General features: G+C 74.3%; 20 protein-coding genes. 10 read left to right on the forward strand and 10 right to left on the reverse strand.

The genetic code is table 11. The features are described 5' to 3' along the window. Window positions 1-110 precede the first annotated feature (110 nt). From EDF34_RS06520 to EDF34_RS06535, 4 genes are read right to left on the reverse strand one after another with little or no spacing between them, the layout of a single operon-like run. Entirely contained in the window at window positions 111-704 is a 594-nt protein-coding gene (locus EDF34_RS06520; protein WP_123370434.1) for a type II secretion system F family protein, read from the reverse strand. Continuing rightward, window positions 701-1,324, reverse strand: a complete 624-nt coding sequence (locus EDF34_RS06525) for a type II secretion protein F (RefSeq protein WP_148076588.1) — start codon at window positions 1,322-1,324, stop codon at window positions 701-703. The genes EDF34_RS06520 and EDF34_RS06525 overlap by 4 nt, the downstream gene beginning before the upstream one ends. Continuing rightward, a complete protein-coding gene (locus tag EDF34_RS06530) occupies window positions 1,321-2,499 on the reverse strand; it encodes a TadA family conjugal transfer-associated ATPase (protein ID WP_123370436.1) in 1,179 nt (392 codons plus the stop codon). The genes EDF34_RS06525 and EDF34_RS06530 overlap by 4 nt, the downstream gene beginning before the upstream one ends. Beyond that, entirely contained in the window at window positions 2,496-3,281 is a 786-nt protein-coding gene (locus tag EDF34_RS06535) for a pilus assembly protein FlpE (RefSeq protein WP_233575210.1), read from the reverse strand. Before EDF34_RS06535 ends, EDF34_RS06530 begins: the two co-directional genes overlap by 4 nt. A gap of 232 nt (window positions 3,282-3,513) precedes the next feature. Between EDF34_RS06535 and EDF34_RS06540 the strand changes: the two genes are divergently transcribed. Next, a complete protein-coding gene (locus EDF34_RS06540) occupies window positions 3,514-4,335 on the forward strand; it encodes an HAD family phosphatase (RefSeq protein WP_123370437.1) in 822 nt (273 codons plus the stop codon). Between the two features lie 279 nt (window positions 4,336-4,614). Here EDF34_RS06540 and EDF34_RS06545 read toward each other — a convergent pair whose 3' ends face one another. The 3 genes from EDF34_RS06545 to EDF34_RS06555 are packed head-to-tail and all read right to left on the reverse strand — an operon-like array spanning window position 4,615 to window position 6,358. Continuing rightward, a complete protein-coding gene (locus EDF34_RS06545) occupies window positions 4,615-5,463 on the reverse strand; it encodes a Fic family protein (RefSeq protein WP_123370728.1) in 849 nt (282 codons plus the stop codon). A 24-nt stretch (window positions 5,464-5,487) separates the two neighbouring features. Next, a complete protein-coding gene (locus tag EDF34_RS06550; RefSeq protein ID WP_123370438.1) occupies window positions 5,488-5,889 on the reverse strand; it encodes a VOC family protein in 402 nt (133 codons plus the stop codon). A gap of 52 nt (window positions 5,890-5,941) precedes the next feature. Beyond that, a complete protein-coding gene (locus tag EDF34_RS06555) occupies window positions 5,942-6,358 on the reverse strand; it encodes a helix-turn-helix transcriptional regulator (protein ID WP_123370729.1) in 417 nt (138 codons plus the stop codon). A 52-nt stretch (window positions 6,359-6,410) separates the two neighbouring features. On the opposite strand from EDF34_RS06555, the gene EDF34_RS06560 reads away from it, so the two are divergent. Continuing rightward, the gene (locus EDF34_RS06560) at window positions 6,411-7,805 is read left to right on the forward strand and encodes an NAD-dependent malic enzyme (RefSeq protein WP_123370439.1); all 1,395 of its coding nucleotides are present in this window, start codon (window positions 6,411-6,413) and stop codon (window positions 7,803-7,805) included. Here the strand turns inward: EDF34_RS06560 and EDF34_RS06565 are convergent. Continuing rightward, window positions 7,802-8,908 carry an NADH:flavin oxidoreductase/NADH oxidase gene (locus EDF34_RS06565; protein ID WP_123370440.1) on the reverse strand — a complete coding sequence of 369 codons (1,107 nt, stop codon included), beginning with the start codon at window positions 8,906-8,908 and terminating at the stop codon, window positions 7,802-7,804. The genes EDF34_RS06560 and EDF34_RS06565 overlap by 4 nt on opposite strands. Before the next feature lie 92 nt (window positions 8,909-9,000). Here EDF34_RS06565 and EDF34_RS06570 point away from each other — a divergent pair, with 92 nt between their 5' ends. The 5 genes from EDF34_RS06570 (at window position 9,001) to EDF34_RS06590 (ending at window position 15,778) form a co-directional block, all read left to right on the forward strand. Beyond that, on the forward strand, window positions 9,001-9,825 hold the full coding sequence (locus EDF34_RS06570) for a formate/nitrite transporter family protein (protein WP_123370441.1): 825 nt from the start codon (window positions 9,001-9,003) through the stop codon (window positions 9,823-9,825). Window positions 9,826-9,875: 50 nt separating this feature from the next. Next, the gene (locus tag EDF34_RS06575) at window positions 9,876-10,784 is read left to right on the forward strand and encodes a hypothetical protein (RefSeq protein WP_123370442.1); all 909 of its coding nucleotides are present in this window, start codon (window positions 9,876-9,878) and stop codon (window positions 10,782-10,784) included. Between the two features lie 88 nt (window positions 10,785-10,872). Continuing rightward, window positions 10,873-12,861, forward strand: a complete 1,989-nt coding sequence (acs, locus tag EDF34_RS06580; RefSeq protein WP_233575211.1) for an acetate--CoA ligase — start codon at window positions 10,873-10,875, stop codon at window positions 12,859-12,861. Between the two features lie 81 nt (window positions 12,862-12,942). After that, window positions 12,943-14,115 (forward strand): phosphoserine transaminase, encoded by a 1,173-nt coding sequence (gene serC, locus EDF34_RS06585; RefSeq protein WP_199737709.1) that lies wholly within the window; start codon window positions 12,943-12,945, stop codon window positions 14,113-14,115. Window positions 14,116-14,299: 184 nt separating this feature from the next. After that, window positions 14,300-15,778, forward strand: a complete 1,479-nt coding sequence (locus EDF34_RS06590; RefSeq protein ID WP_123370445.1) for a cellulase family glycosylhydrolase — start codon at window positions 14,300-14,302, stop codon at window positions 15,776-15,778. A gap of 206 nt (window positions 15,779-15,984) precedes the next feature. On the opposite strand, the gene EDF34_RS06595 is transcribed toward EDF34_RS06590, so the two are convergent. Then, on the reverse strand, window positions 15,985-17,520 hold the full coding sequence (locus tag EDF34_RS06595) for an NAD(P)-binding domain-containing protein (protein ID WP_233575212.1): 1,536 nt from the start codon (window positions 17,518-17,520) through the stop codon (window positions 15,985-15,987). Between the two features lie 92 nt (window positions 17,521-17,612). Between EDF34_RS06595 and mshD the strand changes: the two genes are divergently transcribed. From mshD to EDF34_RS06610, 3 genes are read left to right on the forward strand one after another with little or no spacing between them, the layout of a single operon-like run. After that, window positions 17,613-18,575: a mycothiol synthase gene (mshD, locus tag EDF34_RS06600; protein ID WP_123370446.1), complete on the forward strand. Its 963-nt coding sequence runs from the start codon at window positions 17,613-17,615 to the stop codon at window positions 18,573-18,575. Further along, the gene (locus EDF34_RS06605; protein WP_123370447.1) at window positions 18,572-20,809 is read left to right on the forward strand and encodes an RNA degradosome polyphosphate kinase; all 2,238 of its coding nucleotides are present in this window, start codon (window positions 18,572-18,574) and stop codon (window positions 20,807-20,809) included. The genes mshD and EDF34_RS06605 overlap by 4 nt, the downstream gene beginning before the upstream one ends. Continuing rightward, on the forward strand, window positions 20,806-21,792 hold the full coding sequence (locus EDF34_RS06610; protein ID WP_123370448.1) for an NUDIX hydrolase: 987 nt from the start codon (window positions 20,806-20,808) through the stop codon (window positions 21,790-21,792). The genes EDF34_RS06605 and EDF34_RS06610 overlap by 4 nt, the downstream gene beginning before the upstream one ends. Here the strand turns inward: EDF34_RS06610 and EDF34_RS06615 are convergent. Next, window positions 21,785-22,789: an inorganic phosphate transporter gene (locus tag EDF34_RS06615; protein ID WP_123370449.1), complete on the reverse strand. Its 1,005-nt coding sequence runs from the start codon at window positions 22,787-22,789 to the stop codon at window positions 21,785-21,787. The two genes, EDF34_RS06610 and EDF34_RS06615, sit on opposite strands and share 8 nt — an antisense overlap. Window positions 22,790-22,792 lie beyond the last annotated feature (3 nt).

Consider the following 22,792-nt stretch of genomic DNA (forward strand, 5'->3'; position numbering starts at 1 on the left):
GGCGCCCACCCAGGCTGCGTTGCCGCGGCGATCGGCCGCGGGCGCAGGAGTCGATTCCGTGGACGACGGGCGCGCGACACGGGGCTGTGGTCGGCTCGCCGCGCTCGGGCTCATCCGAGCAGCCCCGACGCCAGGCTGAGCACCAGCGGCACCAGGCCGAGCAGCACGAACGCCGGGAGGAAGCAGAGCCCGAGCGGCAGCACGAGATGGACGCCGAGCGTCGCGGCGGCGGCGCGGGTCCGGCTCCGACGCTCGGCACGCACCCGTGCTGCTCGCGCCCGCAGCGCGGGCCCCGGCGCGACGCCGGAGGTCCACGCAGGCTCGAGCCCGTCCGCGAGGTCGCGGGCCGCGGGCGGGCTCCCGGCCCACGCGGCCGACCACGACGCGCCGAGCACGAGCGCACCGCCCGCACGCACCAGCGCACCCCCCGTCGCACCACCGAGCAGCTCGCCGACTACCTGCAGCGCCCGCGGGATCGGGGCGCCGGCGGCCAGCGCGGCGTCCACGACGTCGAGGAGCAGTGCCGAGTCGATGCCGACGACGGCCGAGCGCCCGCGCGCGGCACGAGCCCTCGGCTCGCCAGACGCCGAGGGGTGCGGTCCGCGGCCTCGGGGACGTGGGCCGGTGCCTCGACCTGGCGGCCGGGCCCACGGCGCCGCGACCGCCAGGCTCGCGACGACGCACGCCAGCACCGCCACGCTCACCCGCGCCCACCGCCGGCCCGCCGCAGCAGCGCGCGCGTCCAGGCACGGCCCAGCACGAGGAGCCCTGCACCGGTCGCGGCGGCGGCGGTCCCGACACCGCCGCCGAGCAGCACCCCCAGCGGATCGGCCCCCAGCAGCCCGGCCACGGCGAGCCCGAGCACGGGCAGCCACGCGAGCACCCGGGCAGTCGCCCGGGGGCCCGCGAGCGCAGCGTCCAGCTCGGCCGCCGCCTCCTCGTCGGCGGCGACCGAGCCCGCCACGTGCTCGAGCACGCCCGCGAGCGGCGCACCGAGCGACCGCGCGACGCCTGCGGCCACGACCACCGCCGCCGCGCGTCCGGCATCGCGGTCCGAGGCCCCGCGCCGCGGCGCGGGCCCGACCAGCGCAGCCGCGGCCGGCAAGCCGTCCCGCACCCTCACCGCGGGCCCGAACGCGCGCCGCCAGGCCTCCTCGGGAGCCGCCCCCGCCCGCAGCTGCGCAGCCACGACGAGCAGCGCGGCCGACAGCACGAGCGGGCGTGCCTCGACCCGTGCGCGTCGGCGCAGCCCCGGTCCGCGGTGCCGCCGAGGCAGCCCGGACCACGCGAGCGCCCCCGCCACGACCGCGACCAGCACGATCACGCGGCCCCCGCCCGCCGTCCCGAGCGAAGTCCCCACCGCTCCGCGAGCGCGGACCACGCCGTCCCTCGCACGGTCGCTCCCCCGGGGTCGGCACTGATCGCCGTCGCCACCTCCAGCCCGCCGGGCGCGCGCCGGACGACGCCGACCTCGGCCAGGTACCGCGTCGCACCGGACCGCCGCAGGTGGAGGACCGCGTCGAAGGCGCTGGCCGCCTGGGCGTGCACGGCCTCGCGGCTCAGGCCCGCGAGCGCGCCGAGCGCCTCGAGCCGGGCCGGGACGTCGGCCGCCGCGTTGGCGTGCAGGGTCGCGCACCCTCCGTCGTGCCCGGTGTTGAGCGCGGTCATCACGTCGCCGACCTCAGCGCCTCGGCACTCCCCCAGCACGATCCGGTCCGGCCTCATCCGCATGGCGTGCCGGACGAGGTCGCCGAGGTCGACGCGCCCGGCTCCGTCGACGTTGGGTCGCCGAGCGACAAGCCGGACGACGTGCGGGTGCCCGCACTCGAGCTCCCCGGCCTCCTCGATGAGCACGATGCGCTCGTCGGGCGGCACGACGGCGAGCATCGCCGCGAGCAGCGTGGTCTTGCCGGCCCCGGTCGCGCCGCACACCAGCAGGTTGGCGCGCCGCTCGACCAGGGCGCGGACCAGCGGGGCGAGCGGCGGGGCCAGCGTCCCGGACGCCACGAGGGCGTCGAGCGTGAACGCCTGCCGTCGCACCGCACGCAGGCTGATCACGGTCCCGCCGTCCGCGATCGGCGGCAGCACCGCGTGCAGGCGCGTCCCGTCGGGCAGCCGTGCGTCGACCGCGGGTTCGGCGTCGTCGAGCCGCGCCCCACCGGCTGCCGCCAGGCGGACCGCGAGCGCACGGACGTCGGCGGCGGTCCCGAGATCGACGTCCGTGCGCGCCAGACGGCCGGCTCGCTCCACCCAGACGTCGCGCGGCCCGTTGACCAGGACGTCCGTCACCGACCGGTCGTCGAGCAGCGCCTGCAGCGGCCCGGCGCCCAGCATCGCGTCGCGGACCGAGCGGACGAGCTCCGCCGCGGTCGACGACCCGAGCAGCCGCCCTCGCGCACGGGCCGCGTCCTCGACGGCGTGGGTGATGGCCTCGTCCGACACCGCGCCCGCCCCACCGAGCGCGGTCCGGACGGCGTGGAGCACCTCGTCGTCGCTCACGATGCCGCCGGACCGAGCAACCGTCCGGGCGGGCGTTCGAGGGCCCGCACGACCGCCGACACCGCGCGGGCCGCCCGCCCGGCCAGCCGCAGACCGCCGTGCTCGATCGACGCCGCGACCCGCCGGTCCTCCGGCCAGGTCGCCGCGACGGGCAGCCCGAGCGCCCGACCCACCTCGGCGACGCCCATCCCCCCGGGCGCGGGTCCGCGGACGACGAGCACCACCGGGACGTCGGGGAGCCGCTCCAGCAGTGCGAGCGCCCCCGCCACGGCCGCCAGATCGCGCGGGACCACGACCACGACGACGTCGCACGGCACGGCTCGGCCCGCGAGGACGTCGCCCCGGCCGAGGTCGAGCACCATCGCGCCGAGCACCGAGCCGAGCCCTCGGAGCACGTCACGCACGACGTCCTCGTCGGGCTGGCCTGCCCCGGGCACCGAGGCCGCCGCGCCGAGGACGGCGCACGACCCCCACCGTGGCAGCAGGTCGACGACCTCGGCGCCCGGCACCTCACCCCGAGCCCCCGCGAGGTCCGGCCACCTCCCGCCCGGCACGCGCTCGGTCCCGAGCAGCAGGTCGAGCCCGACCGACGCCCGGTCGAGCGACACCAGCGCGGTCGCGGTGGAGCGGGAGAGTCGTTGGGCGACCCCGGCCGCGAGGACCGACGCCCCGACGCCGCCGCGGGCGCCGAGCACCCCGACGACCCGCGCGGTCGCAGCTGCGCGCTCGGAGCGCGGCGGAGGGTGCTGCGCGGCACGCACGGGCCACTCGACGACGTCCATCGGCCGAGCATCGACCCCGGTGGCCCGACCGCACGGCGGGGTGGCGGCGTTCTGGGGACGGAGCGGGCGACGGCGGGGGCTGTGGTCGGCTCGACGCGCGCCGCGGCACACCTTGCCAGGGCCGGCCCACGCGATGTGGGTGCCGCGGGCTACGCTCGCCGCGACCGCTCACCACCCCGAGCTCCCCCCAGACCCGCAGCCAGAGCGCACCCGAGAGCAGACCCGGACCAGCATGGACGCCCACCCGATCACGGCCACCCGCGAGGCGGCGTTCTTCGACCTGGACAAGACGATCATCGCGACGTCGTCGGCGACCGCGTTCTCCCGGGGCTTCCTCGCGCAGGGCATGCTCACGCGTCGCAAGGTCCTGCGGACGGCCTACGCGCAGCTCGTGTACCTCATGGGTGCGGCCGACGAGGACCAGACCGAGCGCCTGCGCGTCCAGCTCTCGCGCAACGTGGCCGGCTGGGAGGTCTCGCAGGTGTCCGCCGTCGTCGCCGAGACCCTGCACGAGGCCATCGACCCGACCGTGTACGCGGAGGCGGTCGCACTCATCGAGGAGCACCACGCCGCGGGGCGCGACGTGGTGATCGTCTCGGCCTCGAGCAGCGAGATCGTCGAGCCGATCGCCGCCGTGCTCGGCGCGGACCACGTCATCGCCTCGCGCATGGCCGTGACCGGGGGGCGCTACACCGGCGAGATCGACTTCTACGCGTACGGCGAGAACAAGGCCACGGGGATCCGCGAGCTCGCGGCGCGCGAGGGCTACGACCTCGCGCGCAGCTTCGCGTACTCGGACTCGATCACCGACGCGCCGATGCTCGGGGTCGTCGGCCACGCCTACGCGGTCAACCCCGACCGCACGCTGCGCCGCCTCGCCGAGCAGGAGGGCTGGGGCGTGCTCTCCTTCAGCCGGCCCGTGGCGCTCTTCGCGTTCGCGCGCCGGCCCGCCTCGATCGCCGCCGTGGGAGTCGTCGCGCTGGTGGCCGCCGGCCTGGCGGTCGGCTGGTACCTCGGCCGACGACGAGCACGCGACCGACCCGGACGCCCGTAGCCCGGGACGTCCGCATAGCGGGACGGCCGTCCCGCCATGCGACCCTCGCCGCGGCCCGACCTGCGCCGACGCCTCCGGGCCTTCCCATCCGCCGGAACGGGGAGTACCAACGGAGTCACAACTGCATGACCGCGAGGAACCCACGCGCAGGAGCGCCCACCTATGGGCAGTTCGACCGGGCTGGACCCGTTGCGAACCACACAGAGCGCGCTTGATCTCCTCCGGTCGCAGGCGGAACGGCGGCGCCCCTCGGGACGCCGCCGTTGTGTGTCCGGACGGCTACTCGACGGCGGAGGGCGCGAGCGAGCCGCCGAGCACCGCGTCGGCGACGGCCCGCGCGGCGTCCGCCCCCGAGACGACCCCGTCCGCGCACAGCACGATCCACCGCGCGACCGCCTCGCCAGCCCCGGTCGCGAACCCTGCGGCGGTCCCCAGGTACGGGTTCGGCGCGGCGGCCCACCCGGCCGAGCAGATCACCGACCCGGTCGGGTCGAGCCCGCGCGACGTGAGCAGCAGCCGGAACACGGCCCGCGCCACGACGCCGTTGCCCGCGACGAACGGGCGCAGCGTGAGCAGCTCCCCGTGCACGACGGCCGCGACGACGAGCGCGGGGGCGCGGGAGGCGTCGACGAGCGAGCCGAGCAGCGCGAGCCGCGCCGCGAGCTCCTCGCCGGCGGCCGCGTCGCCGAGCCCGGTCAGGTCCTGCGGGGGCTCGGAGGCCCGCAGCCGTCCGAGGTCCGCGGGTGGCACGAGCCCTGCGGCAGCGGACGTGTGCAGCCGCGCGAGCAGCTGCCCGAACGGCGGCAGCGCCGGTGTCTGGCGCGCACCCAGGTCCGGCATGAGCGACTCGACGAGCGCCGACGCCCGCAGCGCCCCGGACGCGAGCACGAACGGCAGCCCCGCCGGCACGGGCCCGCCGACGGCGATCGACCGCACCGCCTCGACCGGCACCCGGCCCCCGTCGAGCGCGGCGCTGGCCCGTGCCGACCGGATCCCGGCCTCGGCGCGCACCTCGCGCCACCGGCGCCGGTACGCCTCGTGCCAGCGGAGCTCCTCGCAGGCCGTCCGGGCCCGCGCGAGCGCGTCGGCGACGCCGGGCAGGTCGGCCAGGGCGGCGAGCGGGTCCACGCCCGCCACCCTAGGAGACGCGGGTCAGACGGCCTGCGCGATCCGCACGCTGTTGCCCGACGGGTCCCGGAACGCGCAGTCGCGCGGGCCCCACCCCTGGTCGATGGGCTCCTGGAGCACCTCCGCCCCGAAGGACAGCAGGTTCTCGAAGGTCGCGTCCACGTCCGACGAGCCGAACACGAGGAACGGCAGCGACCCCTTGGTCAGCAGCTCCTGCAGCGCGTCGCCGTCGGCCTGCGAGCGACCCGCGTGCGGGACCGAGATGACGATGCCGAGGCCCGGCTGCGTGTCGCTGCCGAGGGTGACCCAGCGGAAGTCGCCGGAGGCCACGTCGTTGAGGATCTTCAGGCCGAGCGCCTCGTAGAAGGCGATCGACTCGTCGACGTCGTTGACCGTCACGTTGGTGTACTTCAGCGAGATGTCCATGCCCTCGACCCTAGGGAGCCGCCGAGCACGTCGCTTCTTCGATCCTGCTCGATCAGTCGCGATCAGGGACGGGCCGACGAGCGGGCCGCGTCTGCACCTTCGCCACGCACGGCGGCATCGCCTTCACGGCGGCGTGCTCCCGGCTCCGGTAGGCGGTCGGGCTCTCCCCCACGATCTCCGAGAACCGCGAGCTGAAGGACCCGAGCGAGGTGCACCCGACCTCCATGCACGCGTCGGTGACGGAGACGCCGGACCGCAGCAGCGCCATCGCCCGCTCGATCCGCCGCGTCATCAGGTAGCTGTACGGCGTCTCGCCGTACGCGGCGCGGAACCGGCGCGAGAAGTGCGCGGGTGACATGAGCGCGCGCTGCGCCATCGTCGGGACGTCGAGCGGCCGCGCGTACTCGCGGTCGATGAGGTCGCGCGCGCGGCGCAGGTCGGCCAGCGTCGCGAGCTCGTCGGGGGTCATGCCGACCACGGTAGGACAGGTCGCGCAGCCGCGGCAGGGGCAGACTGGCCAGATGCCCACCCCCAGCGTCTCGTCGTCCATCACCGCCCGCCTGCAGGTCCAGGCCCGCCCCACCGCCGTGAGCGAGCTGACCACCGCGATCGAGGTCGCCGGCGGCATCGTCACGGCCCTCGACGTGACCGCCTCGGGGCACGAGCAGATGACGGTCGACGTGACGTGCGCGACCCGTGGCGAGGACCACGCGGCGGACATCGTCGAGGCGCTCAAGGGCCTGGACGGGGTGGTCGTCGAGCGCGTCAGCGACCGCACGTTCCTCATGCACCTGGGCGGCAAGCTCGAGATCACCTCGAAGGTCCCGCTGCGCAACCGCGACGACCTGTCGATGGCGTACACGCCGGGCGTCGCGCGCGTCTGCGAGGCCATCGCCGCCCACCCCGAGGACGCCCGCCGCCTGACGATCAAGCGCAACACCATCGCGGTCGTCACGGACGGCACCGCGGTGCTGGGGCTCGGCGACATCGGGCCGCTCGCGGCGCTGCCGGTGATGGAGGGCAAGGCCGTGCTGTTCAAGCGGTTCGCGGACATCGACGCGTTCCCGATCGCGCTGGACACCACCGACGTCGACCAGATCGTCGAGACGGTCTGCGCGATCGCCCCCGTCTTCGCCGGGATCAACCTCGAGGACATCTCCGCGCCGCGCTGCTTCGAGGTGGAGCGCCGGCTGCGCGAGCGGCTCGACATCCCGGTGTTCCACGACGACCAGCACGGCACGGCCATCGTCGTGGTCGCGGCCCTCACCAACGCGCTGACCGTGGTCCGCAAGGACATCCGCTCGGTCCGCATCGTCCTGTCCGGCGCGGGCGCGGCCGGGACCGCGGTCCTGCGGCTCCTGCTGGCCGCGGGCGCGACCGACGTGGTCGTCGCGGACGTCGACGGGCTCGTCCACGCCGGGCGCCCCGGCCTGACCGAGCGCCTGGGCTGGACCGCGAGCGTGACGAACCCGCGTGGGGTCACGGGCACGCTGCGCGAGGCGCTCGCCGGGGCCGACGTGTTCATCGGCGTCTCGGCACCGGACGTCATCAGCGGCGCGGACGTCGCGACGATGGCCGACGACTCGATCGTCTTCGCGCTGGCCAACCCGCGCCCCGAGATCGACCCCGACGAGGCCGCGAGGTACGCCGCCGTCGTCGGCACCGGCCGCTCGGACTTCGCGAACCAGATCAACAACGTGCTCGCGTTCCCGGGCGTGTTCCGCGGGCTGCTCGACGCCCAGGTCCACCGCATCACGGACACGATGCTGCTGGCCGCGGCCCGCGCGCTCGCGTCGGTGGTCAACCCCGACGAGCTCAACCCCACCTACATCGTGCCGAGCGTCTTCAACCCCGAGGTCACCACCCGGGTCGCGCACGCGGTCGCGGAGGCCGCGCGCGCGACGACGAGGGTCTAGGAGCGCCAGGCGCCCCGGACGTACTGCGGCTGCCACCCGGTGGTCGTCCCCGAGGACGCGTCCACGGGCAGCACGTCGGTCGCGACGCCCAGCTCGTGCGCGGCCCGCAGGGCCCAGGACGGGTCGCGCAGCGCACCGCGCCCGACGAGCACCGCGTCGGCCTCCCCGGTCGCGATGACGTGCTCGGCGAGCACCGGGTCGTCGAGCAGCCCGACGGCCGCGACCGCGATCCCTGCCGCTGCGCGCACCTCGCGAGCCGCGGGCACCTGGTAGCCGGGTCCGACCGGGATGTCGGCCGCGGCGTTGCCACCCGTCGACACGTCGATGAGGTCCACGCCGTGCCCGGCCAGGTCCTTGGCGACGAGGGCCACGTCCTCGACCGCGAGCCCGCCGTCCACCCAGTCGGTCGCCGAGACGCGCACGATCAGCGGCAGCTCGTCGGGCCAGACCGCCCGCACCGCGTCCGCGGTCTCGACGAGCAGCCGCGCGCGGTTCTCGAGCGAGCCGCCGTACTCGTCGTCGCGCGCGTTCGACAGCGGCGAGAGGAACTGGTGCAGCAGGTAGCCGTGGGCCGCGTGGATCTCGACCACGTCGAACCCGGCGGCCAGCGAGCGGCGCGCGGCCTCGGCGAACTGCCCGGGCACCTCCGCGACCTGGGCCGCGGTCAACGCCGCGGGCTCCGCGTAGCCCGCGAACGCGAGCGCCGAGGGTCCGACGGTGGCCCAGCCGCCCTCCGCCTCCGGGACGGAGCCGCGGCCCGCCGCGAACGGCGAGTACGTCGACGCCTTGCGTCCCGCGTGCGCGAGCTGGATGCCGATCCTGGTCCCGCGCGCGTGCACGAAGTCGGTGATGCGACGCCAGGCCGCCACCTGCTCGTCGTCCCAGATGCCGGTGTCCTGGGGCGAGATCCGGCCCTCGGGGACCACGGCGGTCGCCTCGGTGAGCAGCAGGCCGAAGCCGCCCGCGGCACGAGCGCCGAGGTGCACGAGGTGCCAGTCGTTCGGGACGCCGTCGACGGCGGAGTACTGGCACATGGGCGCGAGCCACGCCCGGTTGGCGAAGGTGGTGCCGCGCAGGGTGATCGGGTCGAACAGAGAGGTCATGGGTTCCACGCTAAGGCGCGCTCCCGGCGCGCGCGTCGGCCATCGGTCCTTCGTCCCAGGATCCGGGTGCGTGTTCGCGAGACGCTGAACCCGTGCTGACCATCACCGAGACCGTCGACGCCCAGGCCGAGGCGGCACACCACAAGGTCGACCTGCTGCGGACCCCGGGCGTCTTCCTGGTGCGCACGGCCCTCGCGGGCGCGTACATCGGCATCGGCGTCGTCATCATGGCGACCGCCGGTGGACCGCTCGCCGCCGTCGGCTCGGGGTTCACGCCGCTGGTCCAGGGGCTCGTGTTCGGGGTCGCGCTGACGATCGTCGTCGTCGCCGGAGGCGAGCTGGCGACCTCCGCGATGATGATCCTCACGCAGGGCGCCGTCCGCGGCGTCGTCGGCTGGGGCCGCGCCGCGGTGACGCTGCTCGCGGTGCTCGCCGGGAACCTGGTCGGCGCCGTGGTGTTCGCGGTGCTCGTGCACGCCTCCGGCGTCCTCGCACCCAGCACGCCCGGAGGGGCGATGATCGCGACGATGGTCGAGCACAAGGCGGCCGAGTCGACGGGACAGCTCGTCGTGCGCGGCATCCTGTGCAACCTGCTCGTCTGCCTGGCCGTCTGGTGCGCCGCCCGGCTGCGCAGCGAGGGCGCGCGCATCGCGGTCATCTTCGCGTGCGTCATGGTCTTCATCACCTCGGGCTTCGAGCACGTGGTCGCCAACATGACGACGTTCTCGCTCGGGCTGCTCGGCGGTCTGCCGGGTGCCAGCATCGGCGAGCTCGCCCGGAACATCGCGGCGGTCGGCCTCGGCAACACGATCGGCGGAGCGGTGCTCGTCGGCCTCGCGTACGCGTACGGCAGCCGACCCGCCTCGTCCGACACGCCCGCACCGGAGCGCGAGGCGGCGGCCACCGCAATACGGTGACCGGGAACGGCGGCGCGCCTGCGTCGCCCGCGGCCACCTCTGGAGCACGGATGAGCACCTCCGACCCCGATCGACCGACCGAAGCCCAGCCCGCCGTCAGCGGCGAGCCGCCGGCCGAGACCGCCGCGCAGCCCGCAGCCGAGCCTGTCGCCGAGTCCGCAGCCGAGCCTGCCGCCGAACCCGCGGCCGAGCCTGCCGTCGAACCTGCGGCCGAGCCCGCTGTCGACACCGGCCGCCACGCCGTCGTCCGCCCCGCACCCACGCCCCCGCCAGCGGACGAGCCGCCGACCACGACCTTCGCGCGCGTCAGCTCCCGCACCCCGGTCGAGCCGGTCGCGCCGACGACCGGCCCTGCCACGGCCGTCGTCCCGCCGCCCGCCGAGCCCGCGACCGGCACCAAGGAGCAGCCCGCGGTCGCCGAGCCCGCGTCGACGTCCACCCCGCAGCCCGCGACCGACGAGGAGCTGTTCCCCGACCCGAACGCCCCCCGCTCGACCTCGGTCGGCACCCACGTCGTCGGCGCGATCGTCGGGCTCCTGCTCGGTCCGGTCGCCGCGGGCACGCTGCTCGTCGGTCAGGCGCGCATCCTCGAGGCTCAGGCCAGCGGCTGGACGGCGACGGTCGACACGATGGGCATCGTGCTCGTCGGCATCGGCCTGCTGCTGCTCGGCTGGGTCGTGCTGCTCGGCACCTGGACCCCCGCCGTCCCGATCACCGCGGGCCTCGTCCTGTCCGTGCTCGGCGGCGTCTCGCTCGTCGCGCCCGGCGTCGCCCGCGACCTGACGTTGCAGTACATCGACTCCTCCGGGTGGCACCTGACGATCACGCAGGTGCTCGTCTCCGGCTCGTCGGGAACGCTGCTGACGGCCGGGTTCCTGGTCCTGCTGTCCGGCTTCGTCGCGGCCGCCGCGCGGCGCCGCGGCGTGCGGCTCGGGGAGTTCCGCGAGCGGCACCGCTGACCTCGACGCGAGCCTCCGGGCGGAGATGACTAGAGTGCGGTCCGGGGGCTCGCCCCCTCGCACCGATGCCGCTGCACAGGAGGTCTGCGTGACCGACACGACCCCCGGTGGTCTGGAGAACCTGCTCTCCGAGGACCGCCGGTTCCCCCCGAGCCCCGAGTTCGCCGCCCAGGCCAACGCCCACAAGGACACGTACTCCTGGGCCAACGCCGACCGGCCCGCGTTCTGGGCCGAGCAGGCGCGTGACCTGCTCGACTGGAGCACCCCGTTCGAGGAGGTGCTCGACTGGTCGGGCGCCCCCGTCGCGCGGTGGTTCGCCGACGGGCAGCTCAACGCCGCGTACAACGCCGTCGACCGGCACGTCGAGGAGGGCAACGGCGACCGCGTCGCGCTGCACTTCGAGGGCGAGGCCGGCGACACCAGGACGATCACGTACGGCGACCTGCAGCGCGAGGTCTCCAAGGCCGCCAACGCGCTCGGTGCACTCGGCGTCGAGACCGGCGACCGCGTCGCGATCTACCTGCCGCTGATCCCCGAGGCCGTGTTCACGATGCTCGCCTGCGCGCGCATCGGAGCGCCGCACTCGGTCGTCTTCGGCGGGTTCTCCGCGGAGGCGCTGTACTCGCGGATCGTCGACGCCGAGGCGAAGCTCGTCGTGACGGCCGACGGCGGCTACCGCCGCGGCGCCGCGTCCGCGCTCAAGCCGGCGGTCGACGAGGCGCTGACCAAGGGCGAGCACACGGTCGCGCACGTGCTCGTCGTCAAGCGCACCGGCGGTGAGGTCGAGTGGACCGACGAGCGCGACGTGTGGTGGTCCGACGTCGTCGACGGCGCCTCCGACCAGCACACGCCGGTGCCGCTCGACGCGGAGCACCCGCTGTTCATCCTCTACACCTCGGGCACGACCGGGAAGCCGAAGGGCATCTTCCACACCACCGGCGGCTACCTCACGCAGGCCGCGTACACGCACAAGGCGGTCTTCGACCTCAAGGCCGAGACGGACGTCTACTGGTGCACGGCCGACATCGGCTGGATCACCGGGCACACCTACGTCGTCTACGGACCGCTGGTCAACGGCGCGACGCAGGTCATCTACGAGGGCACGCCGGACACGCCGCACCGCGGGCGCTGGTGGGAGATCATCGAGAAGTACAAGGTCTCGATCCTGTACACCGCGCCGACGGCGATCCGTACGTGCATGAAGTGGGGCGAGGAGATCCCGTTGAAGTTCGACCTCTCCTCGCTGCGCGTCCTCGGCTCGGTGGGTGAGCCCATCAACCCCGAGGCGTGGATGTGGTACCGCCGGGTCATCGGCGGCGACACGGCACCCATCGTCGACACGTGGTGGCAGACCGAGACCGGCGCGATCATGATCAGCCCGCTGCCGGGCGTGACCGAGACGAAGCCGGGCTCGGCGCAGGTCCCCCTGCCGGGCATCGCCGCGACGGTCGTCGACGACGACGCGAACCCCGTGCCGGACGGCGCGGGCGGCTACCTGGTGATCACCGAGCCGTGGCCGTCGATGCTGCGCGGCATCTGGGGCGACCAGGAGCGCTACGCCGACACGTACTGGTCGCGCTTCAAGGACCTGTACTTCGCCGGGGACGGCGCCAAGAAGGACGACGACGGCGACATCTGGCTGCTCGGCCGCGTGGACGACGTGATGAACGTGTCCGGCCACCGCCTCTCGACGACCGAGATCGAGTCCGCCCTCGTGTCGCACCCGTGGGTGGCCGAGGCAGCGGTCGTCGGTGCGGCCGACGAGACCACGGGGCAGGCGGTCGTCGCGTTCGTCATCCTCCGTGGGGACGCGGGCGGCGGCGACCAGGCGCCCGACGAGGTCCAGACGACCCTGCGCAACCACGTCGCCAAGGAGATCGGGCCGATCGCCAAGCCGCGCCAGATCCTCGTGGTCGCGGAGCTGCCCAAGACCCGGTCCGGCAAGATCATGCGCCGCCTCCTGCGCGACGTGGCCGAGAACCGGCAGGTCGGCGACGCCACGACGCTGGCCGACTCCTCGGTGATGGACCTGATCGCCGCGGGCCTGTCCGCACCGGGGGCCAAGCAGGAGGACTGAGCGGCCGAACCCGAGGTCGTGGTCGTTCCCAGCACGGGCAGCGACCACGACCTCGGGTTCGTCGTCCGCCGCGTGGAATGGATGCCGGGCGCGCGCAGGGGGGCTGCCAGACTGGCCACCCCGATCGAGAGGCATCCCGTGGCTGAGCTGACCATCCCCGCCGACCTGCTGCCCGCGGACGGTCGCTTCGGGTCCGGCCCGTCCAAGGTCCGTGACGAGCAGGTCGACGCGCTGGTCGCCCATCGCGCCCTGCTCGGCACCTCGCACCGCCAGCCGCCGGTGAAGAACCTGGTGCGCTCGGTCCAGGAGGGCCTCGCGACGCTGTTCGGGCTGCCCGACGGGTACCAGGTGGTGCTCGGCAACGGCGGCGCCACCGCCTTCTGGGACATCGCCACGTTCGCGCTGGTCCGGGAGCGCGCGCACCACCTGGTGCTCGGGGAGTTCAGCCGCAAGTTCGCGCGTGAGACCGCCGCGGCACCGTTCCTGGCCGCCCCGGTGGTGCAGGAGGTGCCGGCCGGCCAGGGCGTCCTGCCCGCCGCGAGCGCGGGCAGCGACGTGTACGCCTGGCCGCACAACGAGACGTCGACCGGCGTGATGCTGCCGGTGCGGCGCGTGGCCGGGGCGGACGAGGGCGCGCTCGTCGTCGTCGACGCGACGTCCGGCGCGGGCGGCCTGCCGGTCGACCTCACCGAGACCGACGTCTACTACTTCTCGCCGCAGAAGGGCTTCGCCTCCGAGGGCGGGCTCTGGGCCGCGGTCCTGTCGCCCGCCGCCGTCGAGCGCGCGCACCAGGTGGCCGCGACCGACCGGTGGATCCCCGACTTCTTCGACCTGGTCACGGCCATCGACAACTCGGCCAAGCACCAGACGTACAACACCCCGGCGATCGCCACGCTCGTCCTCATGGACGCCCAGCTCCGGTGGCTGAACGCGCAGGGCGGGCTCGACTGGGCCGTCGCCCGCACCAGGGACTCGTCGTCGCGGCTCTACGACTGGGCCGAGCGGACCGACTGGGCGACCCCGTTCGTGACGGACCCCGCCTTCCGCTCGCAGGTCGTCGGCACGATCGACCTCGACGCGTCCGTGGACGCCGACCGCGTGGTCACGACGCTGGCGGCGAACGGCGTGCTCGACGCGTTCCCGTACCGCGCGCTGCAGCGCAACCAGCTGCGCGTAGCGATGTTCCCGGCGATCGAGCCCGACGACGTGAGCCGGCTCGTCGGCTGCGTGGAGTACGTGGTCGAGCGCCTCTGACGCGCCCTCGTCGGGCAGCCCGACATCGGGGGTGAAACGTTTCGGGCCGTGGAGGCCCGCCGGGCGGGGTGGTTGTGTGACGGGGCACCCGCCTGTCGGCCGACGACGGCGCGGCGGGTGGGTGCAGCCAACCGGCCGCCGGCACGTGCGCGGCCACCCGAAGCCCCCGGAACGAGGATGTCCCATGAGGTCTCGAAAGTCTCTGCTGCCCGGCGTCGCCGTGGCCACAGCGCTCGTCGCGCTCGGCGCGACCACGCTGATCTCCACGTCGGCGCAGGCCGCCACACCGCCCGGCCTGCACATCTCCGGCACGCAGCTCGTGGAGAAGGACGGCACGCCGTTCGTCGCGCGCGGCGTGAGCCACGCGCACACCTGGTACACCTCGCAGACCGCCGCGGCGATCCCCGCCATCCGCGCCGCAGGTGCCAACGCGCTGCGCGTCGTCCTCTCCGACGGCACCCGCTGGACCAAGAACGACGCGGCCGACGTCGCCAACATCATCAGCCTCTGCAAGGCCAACAAGCTCATCTGCATGCTCGAGGACCACGACACCACGGGCTACGGCGAGGAGGGCGCCGCCTCGAGCCTCGACACGGCCGCCAACTACTGGATCTCGCTGGCCTCGGTGCTGCAGGGCCAGGAGGACTACATCCAGATCAACATCGGCAACGAGCCGTTCGGCAACAACGACACCGCGAACACCAAGTGGGCCGGTGACACGGCCGCGGCGATCAAGAAGCTGCGCGCAGCCGGCCTGCACCACAACATCGTGGTCGACGCCCCCGCCTGGGGCCAGGACTGGAAGAACATCATGCGCGACAGCGCGGCGACGGTCGCAGCCGCCGACCCCGACGCGAACACGCTGTTCTCGATCCACATGTACGGCGTCTACAACACCGCCTCGTCGATCACGTCCTACCTCGACGCGTTCAAGGCCAAGGGCCTGCCGCTGATCATCGGCGAGTTCGGCTACCGCAGCAGCACGGCCGACGTCGACGACGCGACCGTGATGGCCGAGGCCGTGAAGCGGAACATCGGCTACTACGGCTGGTCGTGGTCGGGCAACACCGACCCCGTCCTCGACATGGTGCTCAGCTTCAACCCGGCGAACCTCTCGCCCTGGGGTCAGAAGGTGCTCAACGGGGTCAACGGCATCAAGTCCACGGCCGTGACCGCCAAGATCTACGGCGGCACCCAGCCGACGCCGACACCCACCCCGACGCCGACCGTGACGCCGACTCCCACGCCCACCCCGACGCCCACGCCGACTCCGACCCCCACGCCGACGCCCACCCCGACGCCGACGCCGGCGCCGACGCCGACCGTCACGCCGACCCCGACCGTCTCCCCGACGCCCCCGGCCGGCAAGGCGTGCACCGCGGTGCTCTCCGTCAGCAGCACGTGGCCCGGTGGCTACCAGGCGGGCGTCACCGTCAAGGCGGGCACGTCGCCGATCAGCGGCTGGAAGACCTCCTTCGCGGTCCCGGCGGGCGGCACGGTCCAGGGCTGGTCCGGCACGTTCAGCCAGTCCGGCTCGGTCGAGACGGTCACCAACGCCCCGTGGAACGGCTCGCTCGGTGCGGGCGCGACGACGACCTACGGCTGGGTGGGGACGGGCACGGCACCCGCCGCCTCGACCGTCGTGAGCTGCTCGGCCAGCTGACCTGATCCGCCGCGTGGCCCCGTGCTCCCCCGAGCCCGGGGCCACGCGCGTCCCCCCGCTCCCCTGCGCCGGAGCGCGCATCGCCCGACTGGCCCTTAGGTGCAGCGTTAGTGCCGCTATGCGCAACTAACGCTGCACCTAAGCGCCATGGGCGGCGCGTGGGCGGCGCGTGGCGCGCGTGGCCGGCGCGTGGGCGGGGCCGGGCGTCAGCGGGGCGCGAGCGCCAGGAGGTTGCGGGCGGCCTCGCGGCCGGCACGGTTCGCGCCGATCGTCGACGCGCTCGGGCCGTAGCCGACGAGCTGGATCCGCGGGTCCGCGACTACCGAGGTGCCGTCCATGACGATCCCCCCGCCGGACCCGCGCAGGTGCAGCGGCGCGAGGTGGTCGAGCGCGGCACGGAACCCCGTGCACCACAGCACCGTGGCGGCCTCGACCGACGCCGGACCGGTCGCCCAGCCCTCGCCGGCGGGCGAGGGGTCGTCCCACTGCGCGCCGGTCGCGGTGAGCCGGCTGAACATCGGCCTCGGCACGAGCACACCGGACTCGATGCCCGCCCGGTAGGCGGGCGTCAGCGGCAGGCCCGTGACGCTGACGACGCTCTGGGGCGGCAGCCCGGCTCGCGTGCGCTCCTCGACGAGCGCCACGGCCGCGCGTCCGACCTCGGGCGTGAACTCCTCGTCGCGCCACCGCGGCACCCGGCGCGTGACCCAGGTCGTCGTCGTGACCGGCGCGAGGGCGAGCAGCAGCTGCACCGCGGAGGTGCCGCCGCCGACGACGACCACGTGACCGTCGGCCAGGTCCTGCGGCGTGCGGTAGTCGTGCGTGTGGAGCTGGCGGCCGCGGAACGTCGCCTGGCCCGGGTAGACCGGCCAGAAGGGCTTGGACCACGTCCCGGACGCGTTGACGATCCCGCGCGCGCGCCAGGCGACGCCCTCGTCGGGCTGCTCGACGCTGTGCGACTCGACCACGAGCCAGCCGTCGACGTCGCTGACGCGGCTGACCTTCACCGGCCGCTGCACGTGCAGGTCGAACGCGTCCTCGTACTGCGCGAAGTAGTACGGCACCGCTCGCGCCGCGGGCTCGGCGGCGTCGACGACGCGGAACGGCATGCCGGGAAGCTCGTGCACGCCGTGGGCGTCGGCCATCGTCAGGCCGGGCCACCGGTGCTGCCACGCACCGCCCGGCGCGGGCGCGTCGTCCAGGACGACGAACGTCCGCTCCGCGCGCTCCCACCCGCGCTCCCCGACGGCCGTGTACCCGCTGGTGCGCAGGTGGTGGGCCGACGAGAGGCCCGCCTGGCCGGCACCGATGACGACGACGTCCACCTCGACCGGCCCGTCCGCTGCCCGGTGCGCACCCCGCTCGCGTCGCTGGCGCCGGCTCGGTGCGGCCTCGGCGCGCGGCGGCTCGGCGGCCGCACCGGACTCGTCCGCGGGCCCGGTCCCGTCGGGAAGGGTGGTCTCGTCGGGAACGGCAGCCTCGTCGGGAACGGTGGTCTCGTCGGCCGCGGTCGTCTCGTCGGTCGCGGTGGTCTCGTCGGCCGCGGCAGCCGTGTCCGGGACGGTGTCGTCGTCCCGCGGGCCGTCCTCGACAGCCTCGTCGGCAACACCGCCGACAGGAGGCGACGACCCCGCGTCGTCGAACTCCAGGACCAGCTCCATCGTGTCGTCGTACCGGGCCGTCGGCCGTCGCGGCTCCGGGCTCGCCGGAGCCTTGCGCGTCTCGTCGGGCGGCTCGTCCATGTCGGCCCAACGTACCCGCCCGCACCGCCGCCGAGGAGCGGTTGCTCATTTCACCCGTCCCGGCGACGCGCCCGTCGTGATGAGATGGACGGATGTCCGATGCCCGCACGCCGGTCCAGGTCCGCACGGGGCCGCTGCCCACGCCCGAGGCGGACGAGGTCCGCGAGCTGGCCGCTCGCGCCGCCGCCGTCGACGGCATCGCCCCCCTCTCCGAGCAGCCGCTGCTGTGGCTGCAGGACGACGAGGCCCGCGTCGTGCACCTGCTGGCGCGCGACCCGGACGGGACGCTGGCCGGCTATGCGCAGCTCGACACCAGCCTGGCCGCGACGGTCCGCGGCGAGCTCGTCGTGGGCCCGGACCACCGCCGCCGCGGCGTGGGCCGTGCCCTGCTGGCCGCGGCCGTCCCGGTGACCGACGACGTCGCCGACCGGGTGCTGCACGTGTGGGCGCACGGCGACCTGCCCGCGGCGCGCGCGTTCGCCGCCGACGCGGGCATGCCGGTGGTCCGTGAGCTCTGGCAGATGCGCCTCGAGCCGCTGCCCGGCCGACGCGACGTCGTCCTGCCCCCGGGCGTGACGCTGCGGGAGTTCGTGCCGGGCCAGGACGAGGACGCGTGGCGACGCGTGAACTCGCGCGCCTTCGCCCACCACCCCGAGCAGGGCCGGATGACCTCGGCCGACCTGCGCGCCCGCGAGCAGGAGGCGTGGTTCGACCCGGCCGGTTTCCTGCTGGCCGAGCGGGACGGCAAGCTGCTCGGCTCGGTGTGGACCAAGGTGCACCCGGCGGGCGAGCACGGGCCCGACCCGGTCGGGGAGATCTACGTCGTGGGCGTCGACCCGGACGCGCAGGGGCTCGGCCTCGGCTCGGCGCTGACGGTCGCGGGCCTCGACCACCTGGCCGCGCGGGGGCTGTCGGCGGCCATCCTGTACACCGGCGCGGAGAACACCGTCGCGGTCCGGACGTACCGCCGCGCGGGGTTCGAGAGGTCCGCGACCGACGTGATGTTCGGTTCGGATACCCGCCGTTCACCGTCCGGTGCCACGATGGCACCATGACGGACGCACCTGCGCTCGAAGCCGAGCTCGCCGCCCACATCGCCGAGCACCTCGAGGCGCCCGAGCCTGCGCGCGAACCGGCGCCCTCCGAGCCCCTGCCCGAGGACCGGTTCAGCGACCGCGAGGTCTCGTGGCTCGCGTTCAACCAGCGCGTGCTCGAGCTCGCCGAGGACCAGGACATCCCGCTGCTCGAGCGCGTGCGGTTCCTCGCGATCTTCGCCTCCAACCTCGACGAGTTCTTCATGGTCCGCGTGGCCGGCCTCAAGCGCCGCATCGCGACCGGCATCGCCGTCACGGCCGCGTCGGGCCTGGCACCCCGCCAGGTGCTCGAGTCCATCAGCGAGCAGGCCCACGAGCTGATGGACCGGCACGCGCGCGTGTTCGCCGAGCAGGTGCAGCCCGCGCTCGCGCAGGAGGGCATCACGCTCGTGCGCTGGCAGGACCTCGGCGAGGGCGAGCAGGACCGCCTGCGCAAGTTCTTCCGCCGCCAGATCTTCCCGGTGCTGACGCCGCTCGCGGTGGACCCCGCGCACCCGTTCCCCTACATCTCGGGGCTCTCGCTCAACCTCGCCGTCGTCGTCGTGAACCCGACGACCCGCAAGGAGCACTTCGCGCGCGTCAAGGTGCCGCCGCTGCTCCCCCGGTTCATCGCGGTCGACGCGAGCGGTCGCCCCAGCGCGCCCGACGAGCAGACCGCCAGCGTCGAGAAGGGCCCGACCAGCTTCGTGCCCGTCGAGGACGTCATCTCCGAGCACCTGGAGCACCTGTTCCCCGGCATGGAGGTCCAGGAGCACCACACGTTCCGCGTGACTCGCAACGAGGACGTCGAGGTCGAGGAGGACGACGCGGAGAACCTCCTGAAGGCCATGGAGAAGGAGCTCCTGCGCCGCCGGTTCGGCCCGCCCGTGCGGCTCGAGATCGCCGAGGGCATCAGCCCCCGCATCCGCCGCCTGCTCGTCCGTGAGCTCGGCATGGCCGACGACGAGGTCTACGAGCTGCCCGCGCCGCTGGACCAGACCGGCCTGAACCTGATCGCCGACCTGGACCGCGCGGCCCTGCAGTTCCCGCGGTTCGTCCCGACGACCCACCGCCAGCTGGCCGAGGTCGAGAGCGCGACCCCGACCGACGTCTTCGCCAAGATCCGCGAGCGCGACATCCTGCTGCACCACCCGTACGACTCGTTCTCGACCTCGGTGCAGACCTTCCTGGAGCAGGCCGCCGCCGACCCGCAGGTCCTCGCCATCAAGCAGACGCTCTACCGCACGTCGGGCGACTCCCCGATCGTCGACGCCCTCATCGACGCCGCCCAGGCGGGCAAGCAGGTGCTGGCGCTGGTCGAGATCAAGGCCCGGTTCGACGAGCAGAACAACATCTCCTGGGCGCGCAAGCTCGAGCAGGCCGGCGTGCACGTCGTCTACGGCATCGTCGGGCTCAAGACGCACTGCAAGCTCAGCCTGGTGGTGCGCCAGGAGTCGGACGGCCTGCGCCGCTACAGCCACGTCGGCACCGGCAACTACCACCCCAAGACCGCGCGCCTGTACACGGACGTCGGCCTGCTGACCGCCGACCCCGAGGTCGGTCAGGACCTCACGCGCCTGTTCAACCAGCTCTCCGGGTACGCGCCCAAGAGCCGGTTCCACCGCCTGCTCGTCGCCCCGCGCAGCGTGCGGGCCGGCCTGATCGAGCGGATCGAGCGCGAGGCCCAGGCTGCGCGCGACGGCCACCCGGCGTGGATCAAGATCAAGGTCAACTCGATGGTCGACGAGGCCATCATCGACGCCCTGTACCGCGCGTCCCAGTCGGGCGTGCAGGTCGACATCGTCGTGCGCGGCATCTGCTCGCTGCGGCCCGGCGTCCCCGGCCTGAGCGAGAACATCCGCGTCCGCTCGATCCTGGGTCGGTTCCTCGAGCACGCGCGGATCTTCGCGTTCGCGCACGCCGTGCCCGCCGAGGACGACACGTTCGAGGGCCCCGACGTCTTCATCGGCAGCGCGGACCTCATGCACCGCAACCTCGACCGTCGCGTCGAGGCCCTGGTCCGGATCGCCGACCACGACCAGGTCGCCGAGCTCGTCGACCTCATCGACGAGTCGATGGACGAGGGCACCGCGTCGTGGCACCTCGACGCCGACGGGCTCTGGACGCGTCACGCGCAGGGTCCCGACGGGCCGCTCGTGGACCTCCAGGCCCTGCTCATCCAGCGCCAGCGCCGTCGCCCGGGCACGGGCCGGTGAGTCACCCGAGCCACCCGGCGGTCGTCCAGGCCGCCGGCGCTCTCGTCTGGCGTGTGCGCACCGGCCGGCTGCAGGTCGCGCTCGTGCACCGGCCGCGCTACCGCGACTGGTCGTGGCCCAAGGGCAAGCTCGACCCGGGCGAGACCATCGTCCAGGCGGCCTGGCGCGAGGTCGCCGAGGAGACGATGCAGGACGTCGTGCTCGGCATCCCGCTCCCCGGCCTCGAGTACAAGGTCTCCGACGGCCGCACCAAGCGGGTGCACTACTGGGCCGCGCAGGTCGCCGGCCGCCAGGACGCGGCGGCGCTGCGCGCACGGCCTCCCGTGCCCCGCGCCTCGATGGACGAGATCGACCAGGTCCGCTGGTTCGACGTGGACGTGGCCGGGCAGCGGCTCACGCGCGCCGACGACGCGATCCCGCTGGTCCACCTCGTCGAGGCGCACCGCAAGGGGAGGCTCGACACCCGCGCGGTGATCGTCGCCCGGCACGGTCGCGCGACGCGCCGGTCGGCGTGGAAGGGCACCGAGCTGGACCGGCCGCTGACCGCGGTGGGGTCCCGGCAGGCGACCGGCCTCGTCCCCGTGCTGTCGGCCTTCGGCGCCTCCCGGATCGTCACGAGCGAGTGGGGCCGCTGCGCGGCGACCGTCCAGCCCTACGGCGCCGCGGCCCAGGTCCCGATCGAGGTGTCGCCGCTGCTCACGGAGCAGGAGCACACGGTCTCGCCGGCGCGCGTGGCGCGGCAGCTCGTCGACCTGCTCGAGTGGCCCGGGGACTCGGTGCTGTGCACGCACCGACCCGTCCTGCCGACCGTGCTGGACGTCCTCGCGCAGCACTCGCGCCGGTCCGTCGTCAACGCGATGCCGACCGAGGACCCGTTCCTCGAGCCCGGCGAGGCGCTCGTCGCGCACGTCGCCCAGACGGCCAAGGGGCCGCGGGTCGTGGCCGTCGAGCGGCACAAGCCCTACGTGGCCGCCGTCAGTTGAGGATCGGGTTCAGCACGAAGTAGATGATCGCGGCCACCGCGGCCGCGGCCGGGATCGTCAGCACCCAGGCGATGCCGATGTTCTTCGCCACGCCCCAGCGCACCGCGGAGGCCCGCTTGGTGGCGCCGACGCCCATGATCGCCGAGGTGACCGTGTGGGTCGTGGAGACCGGGGCGTGCAGCACGAACGCGTTGACGTAGAGCACCGTCGCGGAGACCGACTCGGCCACGAAGCCGCGCGCCGGGTCGACCTCGATGATCTTGCGGCCGAGGGTGCGCATGATGCGCCACCCGCCCGAGTAGGTGCCGGCGGAGATGGCGGCGGCCGCGCAGATCTTGACCCACAGCGGGATGCCGTCGTCGGGGTTCGCCCAGCCGACGGTGAGCAGCGCGAGGTAGATGACTCCCATCGTCTTCTGCGCGTCCTGCAGGCCGTGGCCCAGAGCCATCGCGGAGGCCGAGACCGTCTGCGCGAGGCGGAAGCGCCGCATCGTCTTGGCGGGGGCGGCGTTGCGCAGCAGCCACAGGACGCCCACCATCAGCGCGAACGCGAGCAGGAAGCCGACCAGCGGCGAGAAGACCATCGGCAGCACGACCTTCTCGTACACCGAGCTCCAGTAGACGCCGAGGCTCGCGGCCAGGCCGGCGCCGACCAGGCCACCGATCAGCGCGTGCGTCGACGACGACGGCAGGCCGAACCACCACGTGATGAGGTTCCAGGTGATCGCACCGACCAGCGCGCAGACGATCACGACGAGCGCCTGGTGCCCGGTCGCGTCCTTGAGGTCGACGATCGACGTCGCGATGGTCTCGGCGACGGCCGTGCCGAGCAGGGCGCCGACGAAGTTCATGACGGCCGCCATGGTGAGCGCGACCCGCGGCGTCAGCGCGCGCGTCGAGACCGAGGTCGCGATGGCATTGGCTGCGTCGTGGAAACCGTTGGTGTAGTCGAAGCCGAGCGCGAGCGCGACGACGACGACGACGAGTGCTGCCTCCACCGT

The organism is Cellulomonas sp. PhB150, assembly GCF_003755175.1.
Classification (GTDB): Bacteria; Actinomycetota; Actinomycetes; order Actinomycetales; family Cellulomonadaceae; genus Cellulomonas.